Genomic DNA, 16,358 nt, shown 5'->3' on the forward strand with positions numbered 1-16,358 from the left:
TTCAAGGATTGATAAACCTTATCTGATATCACCCCGGTTAATGGGCTTTTCGAGCGGTAATAATTGGATGGTGGCACTGATCTGTTGTACCGGCACCATCAAACTTTGGTTTTTCAGGTTAATCTGCTCTATGATAAATGGAGCCGTTAAACCCGATTGTTTGATTAAATCCCGCGGCAATTCAAGTTGCAAAAATGCCTGGCCTTTGTTCAGTTGTGCTGCTGACATGAGCATGGCAAGAGGCTGTTTTTCACCCGCAGCATCCATGCCTGATAATACGGCACTGACTTCATAACGACCGGCCATGGCCACATCCAGACCCATTTTCAAATTATGGTTTTCAACCGTCAGTGCGTGGTTAAAGCGGGCCAGCGGCACACTCACCGCAAAAGCCGATGACACATCGCGCATCACTTTAAGACCGTTCACATCACTGCTGGCCACAGTGTGTACTTCCCACAATCCGTGAGCCAGTGACTGTCCGCTTAAAGGCGCCATCAGCGCCTCATAATCACCGTTTTTGGTTGGGTTAAACACAAGATCGGCCACTTTATCACCATTGGGCCCGGTAATGTAACCGGAAATAAGCATGTTGTGACTGTGTTGCGCTGAAAGCAGTTGACTGCTTACTTTGAATGCCTGATTGGCGCTATATTGTTGTTGCGAAGTTTTTAATTGCAACACATAGTCACTGTTGGGTTCAAACACATGTACCACAAAAATATTGCCTTTGGCTAAAGACTTATTAGCCTGAGGCAGGCTTAACCGCAACAATCCCGGCCGGGTGTTGACGTTCATGGCCACGGTGTGATCGGATACCGGCATGCCGGTGGCTTTCAGCTGTTCTGCATTGGCAAAAACCGCCACTTCCAAAGGCTGCCCGAATTGGCTTACCACAATGTCTTGCTGACTGAATGATGCAGTAGATTTATTGGGATTTAACGGGTTGATGCGAATTACCGCCAAATCTGAAGTCACCGGTAATTCAATACCCTGACTCAGCTTATCTGCAGTTGCGTTTAACCAATACTGTTTTGATTCAGCCAGATACCCCTGGTTTTGAGTGGTTGGTGCCACATCGCCCAGCAGGCTAAAATGGAAATTTATCGTTTGCTGTTCATGGTTCACGGGTTCGGCAAAATTTTTCAAAGACCCGTTGTTTACCAACTCAACCTGTTGTGGGAGCTGCGTCCACTCGGAGGTGTATTGAGCCAAAGCGAATGATGATAAACCCAACAGGCTCACAATGGATAGTTTTTTAATTGTATTCATGATTGTCTCCTGTGGTTTAAAGATCGTTTCGTAAAATTTTATCCAAATCAAAACAATCACGTCTTGACTGGTTGTGGTTCAGCACGCGTCCGCTCTTTGTCCGGGAAGTATCATAAAACCAGGTGCTGCCGGCACCGGCTTGAGAGGAACATTCCAAAAAACCATCGGAACAGGAACTGAGCCAGTTTTGGGTTACCTCAAGACCGACACTCTGGGCATAGCCACCACAGTAGGCGTTACCACTAAACGGCGAACTTTTGACATCTGAACCCACCACATTCCAAAAACCCTTCGGTAAACCCGGACGCCCTGAGGTGCCATATAAATACTGGCTGTTGTAATAACTCATCCATGAAGTCTGCTGCATTCTTACCGCATCACTTTTATAGCCTAAAATCCAGCCCAATACAGATTCAAACACATTGCCTTGCATCACCGCATTGGCCAGGGGTGTGCCTTTTGAAGAGGGCGCAAGCGCGTTAACCCAGCGGATTTTACTGATGATGTTCGGATAACGCGAATCCCAGGTGGGGTTGGACATAATCCATCGCATCACATTGCCGCCGTTTGAATGGGTGATGACCACCATATCGGTGATGTTTTTCTGGTTAATGAAAGTGGTCAGCTGTCCGGCCAGACAACCTGCCGCGGCACTGTCCCACATGTACTTTTCAAAATTACAGTTAATCACCACATAATTACTTTGATTTGAAAGACCCTGGCGGATGGAATTGATGTTTGACCAGGTCCAGTAATCCGAAGCAGCATTGGTTTGATGGCCTGTGCCGTGGACGAAAGCCACACCGGTGTTTGCCCATACAGGCACAGATAAAAATAGCAGGCACAATAAAAGCCCAGATTTGTGTTTCATGAAAGTCTCCTCTTTTAGCATTTAATTATTAGCTTTAAGAAAAATACCCTTAAAGCGGAAAGAATTTATAGCACATTAGAGTTTATACTTCAAACGTTCGTTTGATTATTATTTATTATTGAGACCTCTGCATAAGTCTGGAGCTTTGGAAAAAAGAATTGAAAAGCTAAAGTTCAAGGCAGGAAACGCGAGTAATAGCAGGGCTATTGATTAGTTTTCTAACGCAGAAATTTAGCTTTTCAAACTTTTTAACATGATTCACGACTTATGCAGTGGTCTCTATTGTTAATTTCGGGCATTTCATACCGATTGTCGCCATCAAACACAACACCTTAATAAACATAAAAAACCGTTTAATTAAATTGGATTTGTTGTAAACTATGTGGTTGAATCGATTTTTCTCTACACCCTTGGAGTGACTATGAACACAATAACAAAATTAGCCCTTATTTTACTCATCGCTTTTGCCTTTACGGCGTGTAAAAAAGACGAGGTTAAACCGGATACGGATACCACGGATACCACAACAGATACTGAAGTGGTTGATACCCAACCGATGGATGATGGCCCGATCTGCTGTAACCCGGAAGATTTGGATAACCCGGACAGCTTATTGTCAAAACGGGTGATTTACTTTGACTTTGACCAATCCACAATCCGTGCCGAGTTCAGAGACATTATTGCCTTGCATGGCCGATACCTGAGTGAAAATCCGTCAGCCCGTATGACCTTAGAAGGTCATGCTGATGAGCGCGGTTCACGTGAATACAATCTGGCACTGGGTGAGCGACGCGGCAATGCCGTGGCCAACTTATTGCGTGCCGAAGGCGCTTCCGACAACCAGATTAATGTGGTGAGTTACGGCGAAGAACGTCCGGTGGCGACGTGTAGTGATGAGTCTTGCTGGTCTCAAAACCGCCGTGCTGTGATTGTTTACACCGCAAAATAAACTTTGCCGTTAATGAACGGTCTAAAAAAACCCGGCACAGGTCGGGTTTTTTTATTCATGAGGAACCCTAACCATGTTTAAATTCATCAATTCAATCATGATATTTTTGCTGTTAAGCGGCACAGCCGGCGCACAAAAGTTATCAATTCAGGAACGTCTGACCAAACTGGAACAACAATCCGGTGGTGAGGCCAATGTCGCCGATCTGGTTATTCAGATTCAGCAGCTGCAATCTCAAATTGCCGCCATGCAAGGTCAAATTGAACAACAAGCCCATGAAATTAATCAGCTAAAAGAACGTCAAAAAGTTCTGTATGTGGATATGGACAGCCGGTTGACACAGGTGGAAAAAGCCACTGCGGGCGTCAAACCAAAACCCAATGAACTCACCACCGACAGCGCGCTACAAGACAACCTGAAATCCTCGGAACAAAGCCAAAGCACGCCAACACAGATTGACGAGGTTGAAGTACGGGCGCCGATTGAGGCTGAATTGACCACCGAAACCCTGAATGAGGCGGCTGTCTCTGTGCAACAAGACGACAGCGACCCGCAGGCACAAAGCCGTTATCAACAAGCGTTTAATCAACTCAAACAAGGTCGTTTTGCAGAATCAGCCCGCGCTTTTGAGGATTTTATCCAGACTTATCCAAATCACGAGTTAACCGACAATGCCTATTACTGGCTGGGTGAAAGTTATTATGTGACCCGTCAGTACCCACTGGCTTTGGCCGCATTTCAGAAATTGGAACAACAGTTCCCCTTAAGCGCCAAATTACCCGATGCCCTGTTAAAAATCGGCTACACCTACCATGAGCTGGAAGATTATAGCCAGGCACAGAATGCCTTAAACAAGGTGATGAACAGTTTTCCCAATGATTCAGTGGCGCGGCTGGCACAAAATCGACTGAACCTGCTCAAACGTGAAGGTAAAATCAATTGACTGAAGACCGCAGTGAACAACTGAAAATCCATGAGATTTTTTATTCACTGCAGGGTGAAAGCACACTGTCGGGCTTGCCGACGGTATTTGTGCGGCTAACCGGTTGTCCTTTGCGCTGTGTGTGGTGTGACACCGAATATGCTTTCGGTGGTGGTCAATGGATGACTTACGCGGCTATTTTGGCAGAAGTCGCGCAACATAAAACGCCTTATGTGTGTGTCACCGGTGGTGAACCGCTGGCACAAAAGCGGGTCCATGGTCTGATTAACCGACTGATTGATGCCGATTACACGGTGAGTCTGGAAACCGCCGGTGCTTTATCAGTGTCTGATGTACATCCTAAGGTCATTAAGATTATTGACCTTAAAGCGCCGGGTTCCGGTGAGATGATGAAAAATGATTATGCCAATTTGGATTTGGTCAGTGAAAATGACCAGGTAAAATTTGTAATTGCCGATAAAGAAGACTATCAGTGGGCGGTTAAAACATTGAAAAAATATGCCATAAATCAACGCTGTCAGGTGCTGTTTTCGCCGGTGGCTGATGTGCTGCCTCCGAGGCAACTGGCCGAATGGATTTTAGCGGATCATTTACCCGTGCGCATGCAAATTCAACTGCACAAACACTTGTGGGGCGACACCCCCGGAACCTAAGCATTGTTTAAATCATGACTCAAAAAGCCGTTATATTATTATCAGGTGGTTTGGATTCGGCCACCGCGCTCGCCGCTGCGCGTGCCGATGGTTTTGAATGCCACACACTGGCTGTTGATTATGGTCAGCGGCATCGGTCTGAACTGAATGCATCACAAAAGGTGTCTAAAGCCGGTGGTGCCAAAACCCACAAAGAAATTAAAATGGATTTGGCCGCTTTTGGCGGCTCATCATTAACCGATGACAGTCTCGCTGTTTCTGATTATGATGCACAATCCACCCAGGTCCCGCTCACCTACGTGCCCGCCAGAAACACCATTTTCTTGTCCATTGCGCTGGCTTTTGCAGAAGTGGTGGGTGCCCAAGCCCTGTACATCGGCGTCACTGCGGTGGATTATTCAGGCTACCCCGATTGTCGGCAGGAATTTATTGATGCTTTTGAGCGTTTGGCCAATTTGGGCACCGTGGCGGCGGTGGAAGAAGGGCGTTTACTAAAAGTGAAAACACCCTTAATTGATTTAAGCAAAGCCGAAATTATTCAACTGGGAACAAAACTCGGTGTGGATTATGCGTTAACCGTGAGTTGCTATCAGGCCGATGATCAAGGCCGTGCCTGTGGCCGTTGTGATTCTTGTCACCACCGGAAAATGGGCTTTAAAGAGGCCGGACTGAGCGACCCCACCCGATACCAATAAACCATCACGGTCATTAAAACTTGGCTAAAATAGCCGGCAACTGTGGTAGGATTTAAGACTCTTAACCCCTTGATTCCACCATGCAGTCTGAACCTTTTGACATCAACAATTTTTACAGCCGGCTACAAGCCATCAGCCACGCAGATGCGACCCAAAGACCGGTACTGATAGAAGAATTCATTCAGCATTATCCCGATAAAACTGAGTGGCTGGCGTCTTTGCCTGATTCACAAAGCCCCTCATTAGATGCCTCATTTGTGCCCGAAATTCCGGGCTATAAACTGATTAAATTGATTGGTCGTGGTGCCAACGGTCGGGTGTTTTTAGCCACAGACCAATCTGGCCAACAATGCGCCGTTAAAATTCCCAATATGTGGCTCAATGATGATCAACTCAGTCGCTTTCATCATGAAGTCCGGGTTTTATCGCGTTTAGATCATCCCAACATTGCCCGGGTTAAAGATTTCGGTGAATTTGTGGTGACCGACCAAAAACTGCCTTTTTTGGTCATGGACTATATTTCAGGCACCGCCATTGATGAATACATTCGGCAAAAGGCTTTATCCCATACGGCCATTGTTGAGATGAGCATTTCTGTATTGGATGCACTCAAATATGCCCATCAGAAAAGCGTGATTCATCGGGACATTAAACCGGATAATATTCTTGTGAATGAACAAGGGCAGCCGATTTTACTGGATTTTGGGATTGCCACCTTAGGCGCTGAAGCCACCCAAATGTTGACCCAATTAACCGGCACCGGTGATATTGTCGGCACCTTAGGGTACATGAGCCCTGAACAAATAACCGGCAGTGATAAAAGTGATTTACGCAGCGACATCTATGCCATGGGCGTGGTGCTTTACCAGCTGCTTAGCGGTCGATTACCCATTAAAGTAGAAGCCAATCAGTTTTTCTCGGCGGTGCATGCAATTATTAACCAAACACCGGCGTCTTTGGTCAGTCTTGATGACAAAATCGATGACGGTCTGGCAGCCATCGTACATCATGCCCTGGAAAAAAAACCCCAACAACGCTATCAATCGGTTTCTGAATTAATGAACGATTTGACAGCCTGGTTAAATCATGAGCCGTTATCGGTGGCTCATTTGTCGTCCTGGTATTGGTTGAAACAAGCCGCCCGTAAAAACAAAGCTCTGGTGACCGGCACGGCACTGGCCTTTATCGGTCTATTAACCGGCCTGGTGTTTGCTGTTTCATTTGGTTTAAAAGAACAACAAGCCCGAACCTATGCGGAACAAAAAGCAGAAAGCAATCGCCAAGTGGTGGCTTTTGTGAATGATTTATTCCTCAATGCCAATCCGGGACACACATTGGGAGAAACCTTAACGGTGAAACAGGTATTGCAAGGCAGTCGATATGACATCAATCAGTCCTTGTCTTCAGAACCTTTGGTGGCTGCACAAATCAGACTTATTTTAGGCAATGCATATGAGTCGCTGGATATGATCAACGAAGCCATACAACATTATGATAAAGGCATTGAGCAGGCACCTAAAGATGAACTGCTTTACTTTCAATTAGGTATACAACAAGTTGTGGCATTGGGTCGCGCCAGTCGTCCTCAACAGCAATTGGCCAACATTGATCAGTATAATCGTGAACTAAATGAATATCTTAAAAAGGGCGTTAATGAATATGAAGCGAACCAATTAATCAATCGATTGGAAATAGAAAAAGCGGGTCACTATGCGGTTATTTCTCAACACGAAAAAGCCATGGTCATTCTTAATCAATTGCTTGAAAGCCCTTATAACTCAACTCAAATGAAGATAGCGATTGAAAAAAACATGGGATATATTGAGCGAAATACGGGTCAATTTCAGCTGGCGGAAAAGCGCTTTGAAAGTCTGGTCACCGACACCACTGGCACGCTGGGATCATTACACCCGGTCACCTTAGATTTAAAGCAGGAACTGGCACTTACCTTGCGTATGCAAAACCGCATAGATGAAGCCTTGACACTATATGATCAGGTGGTTAGGGGCATGGAAAAAAATTATGGGGATAACAGTATATCCACCTTGCTGGCTAAAATTAATAAAGCCACTGCCTTCATGTATGCCGGAGATTTTGAACAAGCGGACATCATGACAAGTTCATTATTGCCAGCCATGATAGAACAGGCTGGTTCCAGCCACCGTTACACAGTCATTTTACGAAATATTCGAGCCGGTGCTTTACAAAATGTGGGTAAATTAGACGATGCATTGAGCTTGTATCAAGAGGCCATAGACATTGATAAAAATTCAGTCGAACCCGATGTGCATAATCAAATTAATTTTGCTCATAACATGGCCACCATTTATTTTAAGCAAAAACGTTATGATCAGGTTAATGAGATTTATGAGCGCATTCACCCTAAATGCCAAAAGGATCTTGGTGTGGATCAGCCGCTTTGTGCCATTGTGGCGGATGCTTATGCCGCTGTGGCCATTGAATTGGGTCATATTGAGCAAGCAGAAGAGCTGCTGGCATACTCAAACCCGGCATTGATTAAAATTTTTGGAGTAGATCATCCACGGGTAAAATCTTCCAATGAAAGAAAGGCGCTGATGACCGAAGCCACAGCGCCTTAATCTCATCCTTGATGAGGTGCTACATATTATTTATTGAGAGAACCACAGTCCGTGTCTTTTAAAATGCTCAGTTGGACTAAATCCATGGTGCCGCTGTCTAAGCCGCTTGCACTTAAATCGTACTCAACTTCAGCGGTTCGGCACTTATCCCAAGTCATACTGAGTTGGCCGCGGGTTGTTGCCTGGCTGGTGCCGGACAAGAAATCAGCGCCTGAAAAGCTGTTTAGTTCATTCACCACAAGTGTTTGACCGTTGACTTCGGCGATACCCGTTAAGGTCAAAGGCTGGCCTTGATCATAGGTGTACCAGCTGACATGGGCTTTGCTTTGGCCGTTGTCATTAAACATAATGACACTATAGCCTTCACCATTTCGATTGGGGTCAAACCAGGAACCGGAAATACCGTTGGGTAAAATTTTGGTGTTGTTACCACATTCGTTACCCAGCACTTCAACAGTTTTTGTCAAGGCATAACTTTGCGTACTGATGCCGGTTAAATCGACCAGAAGTTCAGCCTGGTGACAAGCAGACAATGTCATGACAGCGGAACCAATGGCCTCAATTTCAACGTCATTGGGATTAAAATCAGCACCAAAATCGGCGCCACTGGTACGCCCGACGCCGATATCAATGATGTTGTCCTTAAAATCACCGTAACCAAACAACCATAAGTCGTCACCATTGTGATTCACCTGGGCATACATCACCACCCGATCATCATTCAATATTTCTATACTGACGCCCTGGTTGTTAACACCATCCACGGTCCAAAGCCCGGCTGTTTTGGCACTGACATCAACGGTATCCACCGGTCCACCGCTTGATTCACGGCTGTAGTGCGCCAGTTCAGTGATACCATTGTCAATGGTGCCGCCGCTGTTATCACTGACCAATAAATCGGTGTCATTAAAAATTAAATTGGCTGAGAATTGGTCATCGCCGGTGTCAGGATCCAGTGTTTCAAGTTTTTGCACCTGATTAAATAATCCCTGGCTATCGGCCTCATAATAATAAACCGCACCAACATTGAAACCACCTTGCTGCCCGGTGTTGGTGCCACCAGTGGCACCCACCACGAGTTCGCCGGATTGTAATTCAAGCCGAATACCAAACTGATCATTAAAGGCACTGTCGTTGGGTTGAATGAACTGTTTTTCCTGCCATTTTCCACCCGATTTTTCAAAAATAACCGCTGCCCCATTGCCGCCGGCCTGCACTGCGCCAACCGCCATGATGTTATCGACGATGGCAATCTGGTTGCCGAGGTTGGTGTTGCGGGTGTCATTAATGGTTTGGCTTAATACCCAGTTTGCACCTTGTTTGTCATAGACATAAATACGCCCCGGCTGCGTTAGCGCCTGTTGACCCCAGGCACCGACAACAATTTGATTGTTCTCAATATCAAAATCCTGGCCGAATAAATGAAAATTCTCAGACAGTTTCTGGGTTTGCGCAAAACCATTGCCACTGTTTTCAAACACATACACACCGGTACTCACCACAAATGAAAAACCGTAAATGGTGTCGTATTCATGGGCATGAACCAACAACACATCATCTTCCAAAACCAGTTGCATACCCATACCACGACCGCCACCCAAATCATCTGCCATGAGGGTTTCATCCAGTACCCAATTGCCATTGTCAAAATGGGTTAAAAACACCCGGGAATCCGCATCGGTGGCACCGCCTGGACGGCCCATGCCGGCACGCACACCGGCCGGCATGCCGATGGCTAATCGGCCATTATCATAAGCCAGCGCATAACCAAAACCATCACCTTTGACACAGCTGCCCACCAATTCGGCGGCACTAAGGCGCGACAGTTCCTGGTAAGCGCCATTCACTTTTTCATAGGTAATCACCTCACCGCATGCATCCGGCGGTGTGTTTCCCGAAGTTAGACCACCGGAAAATGTACGTGGCCAGGACACCACCAGGTAATCACCGGCAAAAGCCATGCCGATGCCATAATCGCCTTCCACCGCTTCGGCGGGCGCCATATCCTCTACCAGTGACCAGGGCTGAGCCACCACCGAGCTGCTTAACAGTAACAAAAATAAGTATTTCATCGTTAACTCCAAAAATAGTTGCGCTCAGTGTAAGGATTATTTTCATCAGACAACACCCCCAAGTTTGGGGGTGCGTAACGGGGGAAAATTTAAAATATAGGTATCAGTCATGCTAAAATGCACGGCTGGCGAAATCAAGCGACTGCTTACCGGATCCTCACTCTGCTGACTGATAAGCAATTTTCGCTTGAATAATAATTAATTAATCACGGAGTTCCGATGTTTAGAGTTTTTTACAGTGAATTTTTGGGCAACAGCCCCAATTGGTTCAAAACCCTTATTTTGGCTTTTTTGGTGGCAGCATACCCATTGAACCTGATACTGGGTGAAACCGTTATGGGTTGGGCTTTTATTGGTATGTTTATTCTCACCCTGGCGCTGGCCCTGAAATGCTACCCATTACAATCCGGCGGTTTGCTGGCGCTGGCGGTGTTGGCTTTGGGACTGACCACACCGGAAACCGTTTGGTATGAAATCAACCAGAACCTCGGCGTGATTATGCTGTTGGTGTTTATGGTGAGTTTCATCTTCTTTATGAAGCCGCTGTTGATTTTTATCTTTGGTAAAATTTTACTTAAGGTTAAAAATAAAATTGTTCTGTCGGTGATGTTTTCTGCCGCCGCCGCCATTTTATCAGCCTTTTTGGATGCCTTAACCGTGATGGCGGTTTTAATCACCGTGTTTGTGGCTTTATACGGGGTCTATGAAAAAGTCCATTCAATGTCCGGTGCCGCTAAAAATGATGAAGACGACAGTCTTGTGGATATGGGTGGTGATACCTTATCCGGATTCCGTGCCTTTATCCGATCGCTGGTGATGCATGGCGCCATTGGTACTGCTTTGGGCGGGGTCATGACCCAGGTGGGTGAACCGCAAAACTTATTAATCAGTGAAAAAATGGACTGGAATTTTGTCCAGTTTGCCCTGGAAATGTTTCATGTCACCATTCCGGTATTTATTGCCGGCATGTGTATGGTGGTTGTGTTGGAGCTGTTTGGCCGGAAATTCGGCTACGGCACCAAATTAGATGATGGTGTTCGCAAAGTTCTGGAAGACTACCTGCATGAAGAAGACGAAAAGCGAACGCTGGTCGAAAAATACGGCTTAATCGTTCAGGGTTTGTGTGGTGTGCTGTTAATCATCGGTCTGGCACTGCATATCATGGAAGTGGGTTTGGTCGGTTTGTCACTGTTGGTGATTGTGACTGCTTTAACCGGCATTAACCATGAAAGCCGCATTGGGCCGGCCTTTGAAGAATCGCTGCCTTTTGTGTCTTTGTTGTGTATCTTTTTTGTGATTGTCGGCATGATTCATGACCTTCACTTGTTTACCCCCGTAATTGAATGGGTGCTGGCCATGGATATGGACTTACAGCCGAAAGCTTTCTTTGTGGCCAATGGGGTGTTATCGGCCATCAGTGACAATGTGTTTGTGGCCACGGTTTATATCAATGAAGTCAAAGCCGCCTTTGATGCCGGTGAAATCAGCCGAGAACATCTTGAAACCCTGGCAGTGGCGATTAACACAGGCACCAATATTCCCTCAATTGCCACCCCCAACGGCCAGGCAGCCTTTTTGTTCCTGTTAACTTCCGCGCTGGCCCCGGCCATCCGTTTGGGTTATATGCGCATGGTTTGGATGGCTTTGCCTTACACCATTGTGTTGTCAATTGTGGCTTATTTGTTTCAGTAAAATATCACAGTGAGCGATTGATAAAGCGGGTGTCTTATTGGCACCTGCTTTTTTGTTGCCGTCGGTAAAAAAATAGAATTCACAGGTATTGTGATAGAATAATCTTTTTTTGTTGACCCGCATAATCATGAAGCTTATCGTTAATTTTTTGTTGCTGACTATTCTGGCTGTATCTGTTTGGATTTTGCTTCCGGAAACGGAAACGTCAATCACGGAAAAATCCCTAAAAATTAAAGACACCGACGTTTTTAAAAAGCAAAAAGAACCCAAACAATACGACAAACCGGATCAGGCGGCGCGCTGGCTTGCAGATCGGCGTAGGACACCCACGGGTACTCAAAACCCTTCACAGCTGAATATGGCTGTAAAGCGTCAAATGCATGGTGTTGAGAAAAACCTCAAATCGGGCCAGACGCTTGCCATGCGTTTTGACGAAATGGGTCCCGGCGTATTTGGAGGTCGCATACGGGGCTTTGTCATTCACCCCGACAAACCGGGTTATTTGCTGGCCGGCGGTGTTTCAGGCGGGGTTTGGAAATCCACAGATGACGGACAAAGCTGGCAACCCAAGACAGACTTTTTACCGAATATTGCCATAGGCAGCATGCTGATAGATCCGGATAATCCTGAACGGGTGTTTATCGGCACCGGTGAAGGTTTTTTTAACTTTGATGCCGCGCAAGGTGCGGGTGTTTTTGTGTCTGAAGATTTTGGGGAAACCTGGCAGCAGTTATCTGCCACCGACAACCCGGACTTTTACTACGTTAACCGTTTGGCGCGCATTCCCGGCAGTGATGTCCTTCTGGCAGCCACCAACGCCGGTATTATGCGGTCTGACAACCTGGGGGTGAGCTGGCAAGAAAGTAGCGGTCATCAGACCAGCGGTCGCGGCTTTACAGATTTAAAACGCGATCCGGCCAACAGCCAGCATTTACTGGCTTATCATTTTGGTGCACCCAATCAGGTCAAAGCCACCTTATTGGTCACCGCACCTGCCGGTATCGCCGGTCAGTATGACGCGGTACCGGCGGCTTTTGGCGGCGAACTTCCCGCCAACGGTATCACCGGCGAAATTGTACTGGCCAGAGACAATGTCGGCGCCACCCAGGATGCCTGTGAATCCATCAAAAACGACATCAGCGGTAAGATTGCGCTGATTGAACGTGGCCAGTGTGATTTTACTGTCAAAGTTAAAAACGCCCAAAATGCCGGCGCCAAAGTGGTTTTAGTCTATCAAAATGACAACTCTCTGCCTATCATCATGGGTGGCGAAGACAGCACCATCACCATCCCTGCGGTCATGATTGCACGAACCATTGGCAATAACATCATTAACAACCCCGGTGCCGTCAGCGGGGTGGTTAAACCCGCCACCGTGGTGGATTTAAATCGCTTTATCATGCGCTCTGTGGATGCCGGTAATAATTGGCAGATACTGAACAACCATGGATTACCCATTGAAGAAGTTGAGCGCATGGAGCTGGGTTTTGCCCAGACCGGCAAGGTCTATGTGGCGGTTTCTAAAGAAGCCGTTGATTTGAGCGGAGGCGGAACCAGTGGTACGCTTGGTTTATGGACAGCCAACCCGGGCACTCAGTTACAATTTAATAAAACCGTTTCCCAAACAAATTTTATCGAACGTCAGGGCTGGTACGATCTGGCGGTGGCTGTTAATCCCAACGATGCCAATCATGTGCTGGTGGGCGCCATTGATTTATACAGTTCCAACGATGGCGGTCAAAGTATTGTCAAAAATTCTGCCTGGTATCCGGCACCCGGTCAGATTGAACGTTATATTCATGCCGATCACCACGGCTATTTCTTTTCACCCCATAACCCCAATGACATTTACTTTGTGACAGATGGCGGCGTATCCAAATCTGAAGATGGTGGCGCAACATTTTTTGATTTAAACAACGGTTTAAATATTTCCCAATCCTATGGCATCGCTGTCAGTCCCGATGGTCAATTTATTAATTCCGGCACACAAGATAATGGCGCTCAGATCTATTTCGGTGACCAGCAAAACTGGCTCGAATGGCAAGGCGGAGACGGCGGTTACAGCGCCTGGGATCAGCAACAGAGTCAATATGTATATAATTCTTATGTCAGAGGCCAGCTCTACGGCTCCAGAACCGGCGGTCTGACTGCAGAAGCCATCGAATTACCGGACACCGACGGGGCCTTATTTATTCAGCCCTATGTTCTGGATGATAACAATGGTAACCGCATGCTGGTGGGCACCAACAAGGTTTACTATTCTAATAATATTCGACAATTAAGCAATGCCAACTGGCAAGATATTACGGGTGTTATTAACGGCGCATCGGTTTCTGCGGTGGCTTTTAACCCGCATAAACCCAGCCAGGCGCTGGCCGGTATGGCCAATGTCAATGCGCAACAACTGATCAAAATTGACGGTTTGGGTTCAACCAACAGCGTCACCAAAATCACTTTAGATTCGCAAGTCATCGGTCCTTATCCGAGCATTGTCACAGACATCCGGGTGGATGAATTTGACACCACCGGTCAGACTTATTACCTGACCTTAGGCGGCTATTTTGAAAACCGCCTGATTAAAAGTACAAACGGCGGCCAAAGCTGGTTTTCAATTGCCGGAAATTTACCCGATATCCCCTTGTATCAGGTGATTAATGACCCGCTGAATGCCAATCGCTTATTTGTCGGCAGTGAGTTAGGCTTATGGGTGGGCGAAACCGTTAACGGCACTGACTATAACTGGTTACGCTATGACTATGGTCCTGCCTTTACGCGGGTGATGGATCTGGTCTGGAACGGTGATCATGATTTGTTTATCGGAACCCATGGTCGCGGCACATACCGCGCGCAACGCAATCCGGTCAGCGTCTCTTTGGTTAAATTTATCGCCACGGATGCCAGCTGTGATGATGACAATTATCTGGACAAAGGCGAACAGGGTCATCTGATGCTGATGCTAGAAAACCACAGTGACCAAACCCTGAATCAGGTGGCCGTTTCATTGAACAATGCAGGTACACTGACGGTGCTTGATGGCACCAAACACGTTAATTTGCCGCCTTTCAGCCGCCGTCAGGTTTCCGTTAAAGTTGACTTGGATGCGACCGCCAGTTGTGCCGCTGATATTGATGTGCCGGTGACCGTGATCACCGAACTGGGAGAATTTAACCTCAGCGTGACCCCTAAAACCGCGGTTGACCGGATTCTTAGCGTCGGTGATTTCTTTGCCGGTGCAGAAAATAACGACATGATGCAAGCTCAGTTAAATCTGGGTTACAGTAACTGGGTTCAGGATTCAAACAGGGCTTATAGCGGTCAGGCCGGCTGGTTTGCTTCTTCTGAAAATAATTACTCTGACAAAACCTTAACCTCACCCTGGTTGACACTGGCCGGTGGCGGCAATGTTCTGAGCTTCGCATTGGCCTATGATTTAGAATTTGGACAAAATCAATTTTGGGATGGCGCGGTTCTTGAAATGCAATTAGCCGATGATCAAACCTGGTTTGATATTGGTGTTTTAAGTTCGGTTCCTTACGATGGTCAACTGGCTAACAACAACACTGCCCAGGGTCATTTCGCCTGGTCCGGCAACAGGCCTAACTGGCGTCAGGCAACGGTTGATCTGGGCGAATCCTATGCCGGAAAAACCATCCGTTTCCGCTTCCGCGTGTTGTCTGATTACAACTCACAAAACACCGGATTTTGGGTCGATGACATCCGCTTAACCCATGTTTACAACCGCGAGGAATTTGTCTGTGACAGTTGCGTCAACAGCGGCAATGTCCGCCCGTTAAAAGGCTCATGGTATGATCCGAAATACAATGGCCACGGATTTATTATCGAATACACCGGTCGCGATGATTTGTATTACAGTATGTTTTACACCTATGATGACAATGGCAAACCCGAATGGTATTTATCTTACAGTTTCTTGGAAAACGGCACTTTAAATGATGCCTATGAACCCGACACTCTGCAAAAGCCAAAATACGATTACAGCATCAATCCGGCCCAGGGTTTCCCGTTGGTGCCCGATCCTGCTTTGACAGATGGCCGCTTACGGTTTGATTTTAATAACCAAACCGCCCGTAATCATGTGGCTTGTCAGGATGGCACTGAACGCAATCTGGATCAGGTGGCATTGGCCCAGTGGCGCATCAATAATGAGCAGCAAACCTGGTGCATTCAACCGATTGTCTCCAACGAAAACAAAGCCGAGCCTGATTTCGGTAACTCATGGTACGCGGGAGATCTGGATGAAGGCTGGGGTTTTTCGGTTATTCACGCCAGAAACACCACCCAGACCTATTTGTTTTATTATGACGGCGATGGCGCTTCACGCTGGGCCCTGGCTGATAAACCCGGTCTACAAACCGGACAAGACTACGAAACCGGCTTCTTCCAGATACAGGGTTACCCGCGAGATGCCGCACCACAGAATTTAACGTACAGTCAGATTGGCACCTTACGCTTTAATCTGCAAAATACCCTTCGGGATTTAAGCACCGACGGCTTCACCGATTTTGACTTAACCTATGATGGCGTGGAAGGCGGCCACTGGCAGCGCCAGGGCATCCCCATTAAAACCTTATTTCCGGGTCATTAATGATT

General features: G+C 46.9%; 10 protein-coding genes. 7 read left to right on the top strand and 3 right to left on the bottom strand.

The window, feature by feature from the left end:
- Positions 1 to 18 precede the first annotated feature (18 nt).
- Positions 19 to 1,272: a DUF4785 domain-containing protein gene (locus IEV16_RS03470; RefSeq protein ID WP_188364279.1), complete on the bottom strand. Its 1,254-nt coding sequence runs from the start codon at positions 1,270 to 1,272 to the stop codon at positions 19 to 21.
- A 16-nt stretch (positions 1,273 to 1,288) separates the two neighbouring features.
- Entirely contained in the window at positions 1,289 to 2,143 is an 855-nt protein-coding gene (locus IEV16_RS03475; protein ID WP_188364280.1) for a hypothetical protein, read from the bottom strand.
- Positions 2,144 to 2,564: 421 nt separating this feature from the next.
- Here IEV16_RS03475 and pal point away from each other — a divergent pair, with 421 nt between their 5' ends.
- The 5 genes from pal to IEV16_RS03500 all read left to right on the top strand — a co-directional run bounded on the left by pal (position 2,565) and on the right by IEV16_RS03500 (position 7,983).
- Entirely contained in the window at positions 2,565 to 3,092 is a 528-nt protein-coding gene (gene pal, locus IEV16_RS03480) for a peptidoglycan-associated lipoprotein Pal (protein WP_188364281.1), read from the top strand.
- A gap of 73 nt (positions 3,093 to 3,165) precedes the next feature.
- Positions 3,166 to 4,035 (top strand): tol-pal system protein YbgF, encoded by an 870-nt coding sequence (gene ybgF, locus IEV16_RS03485; protein WP_188364282.1) that lies wholly within the window; start codon positions 3,166 to 3,168, stop codon positions 4,033 to 4,035.
- Positions 4,032 to 4,688: a 7-carboxy-7-deazaguanine synthase QueE gene (gene queE / locus IEV16_RS03490; RefSeq protein WP_229728228.1), complete on the top strand. Its 657-nt coding sequence runs from the start codon at positions 4,032 to 4,034 to the stop codon at positions 4,686 to 4,688. Before ybgF ends, queE begins: the two co-directional genes overlap by 4 nt.
- A 14-nt stretch (positions 4,689 to 4,702) precedes the next feature.
- Positions 4,703 to 5,383 (top strand): 7-cyano-7-deazaguanine synthase QueC, encoded by a 681-nt coding sequence (gene queC / locus IEV16_RS03495; protein WP_188364283.1) that lies wholly within the window; start codon positions 4,703 to 4,705, stop codon positions 5,381 to 5,383.
- A gap of 80 nt (positions 5,384 to 5,463) precedes the next feature.
- Positions 5,464 to 7,983 carry a serine/threonine-protein kinase gene (locus IEV16_RS03500; protein WP_188364284.1) on the top strand — a complete coding sequence of 840 codons (2,520 nt, stop codon included), beginning with the start codon at positions 5,464 to 5,466 and terminating at the stop codon, positions 7,981 to 7,983.
- 26 nt (positions 7,984 to 8,009) lie between these two features.
- Here IEV16_RS03500 and IEV16_RS03505 read toward each other — a convergent pair whose 3' ends face one another.
- Complete coding sequence (locus IEV16_RS03505) at positions 8,010 to 10,055, bottom strand: hypothetical protein (protein ID WP_188364285.1); 2,046 nt, start codon at positions 10,053 to 10,055, stop codon at positions 8,010 to 8,012.
- A 219-nt stretch (positions 10,056 to 10,274) separates the two neighbouring features.
- Here IEV16_RS03505 and nhaB point away from each other — a divergent pair, with 219 nt between their 5' ends.
- A complete protein-coding gene (gene nhaB, locus IEV16_RS03510; protein ID WP_188364286.1) occupies positions 10,275 to 11,747 on the top strand; it encodes a sodium/proton antiporter NhaB in 1,473 nt (490 codons plus the stop codon).
- A gap of 127 nt (positions 11,748 to 11,874) precedes the next feature.
- Positions 11,875 to 16,353, top strand: coding sequence for a WD40/YVTN/BNR-like repeat-containing protein (locus IEV16_RS13515; protein ID WP_188364287.1), 4,479 nt, complete (start codon positions 11,875 to 11,877; stop codon positions 16,351 to 16,353).
- Positions 16,354 to 16,358 lie beyond the last annotated feature (5 nt).

Source organism: Marinicella pacifica (assembly GCF_014636635.1).
GTDB classification, from domain to species: Bacteria; Pseudomonadota; Gammaproteobacteria; order Xanthomonadales; family Marinicellaceae; genus Marinicella; species Marinicella pacifica.

What these genes read in the sequence shown, in the direction of transcription:
- IEV16_RS03470 (WP_188364279.1), bottom strand. Translation starts at nt 1,272, where the DNA reads ATGAATACAATTAAAAAACTATCCATTGTGAGCCTGTTGGGTTTATCA.
- IEV16_RS03475 (WP_188364280.1), bottom strand. Translation starts at nt 2,143, where the DNA reads ATGAAACACAAATCTGGGCTTTTATTGTGCCTGCTATTTTTATCTGTG.
- pal (WP_188364281.1), top strand. Translation starts at nt 2,565, where the DNA reads ATGAACACAATAACAAAATTAGCCCTTATTTTACTCATCGCTTTTGCC.
- ybgF (WP_188364282.1), top strand. Translation starts at nt 3,166, where the DNA reads ATGTTTAAATTCATCAATTCAATCATGATATTTTTGCTGTTAAGCGGC.
- queC (WP_188364283.1), top strand. Translation starts at nt 4,703, where the DNA reads ATGACTCAAAAAGCCGTTATATTATTATCAGGTGGTTTGGATTCGGCC.
- IEV16_RS03500 (WP_188364284.1), top strand. Translation starts at nt 5,464, where the DNA reads ATGCAGTCTGAACCTTTTGACATCAACAATTTTTACAGCCGGCTACAA.
- IEV16_RS03505 (WP_188364285.1), bottom strand. Translation starts at nt 10,055, where the DNA reads ATGAAATACTTATTTTTGTTACTGTTAAGCAGCTCGGTGGTGGCTCAG.
- nhaB (WP_188364286.1), top strand. Translation starts at nt 10,275, where the DNA reads ATGTTTAGAGTTTTTTACAGTGAATTTTTGGGCAACAGCCCCAATTGG.
- IEV16_RS13515 (WP_188364287.1), top strand. Translation starts at nt 11,875, where the DNA reads ATGAAGCTTATCGTTAATTTTTTGTTGCTGACTATTCTGGCTGTATCT.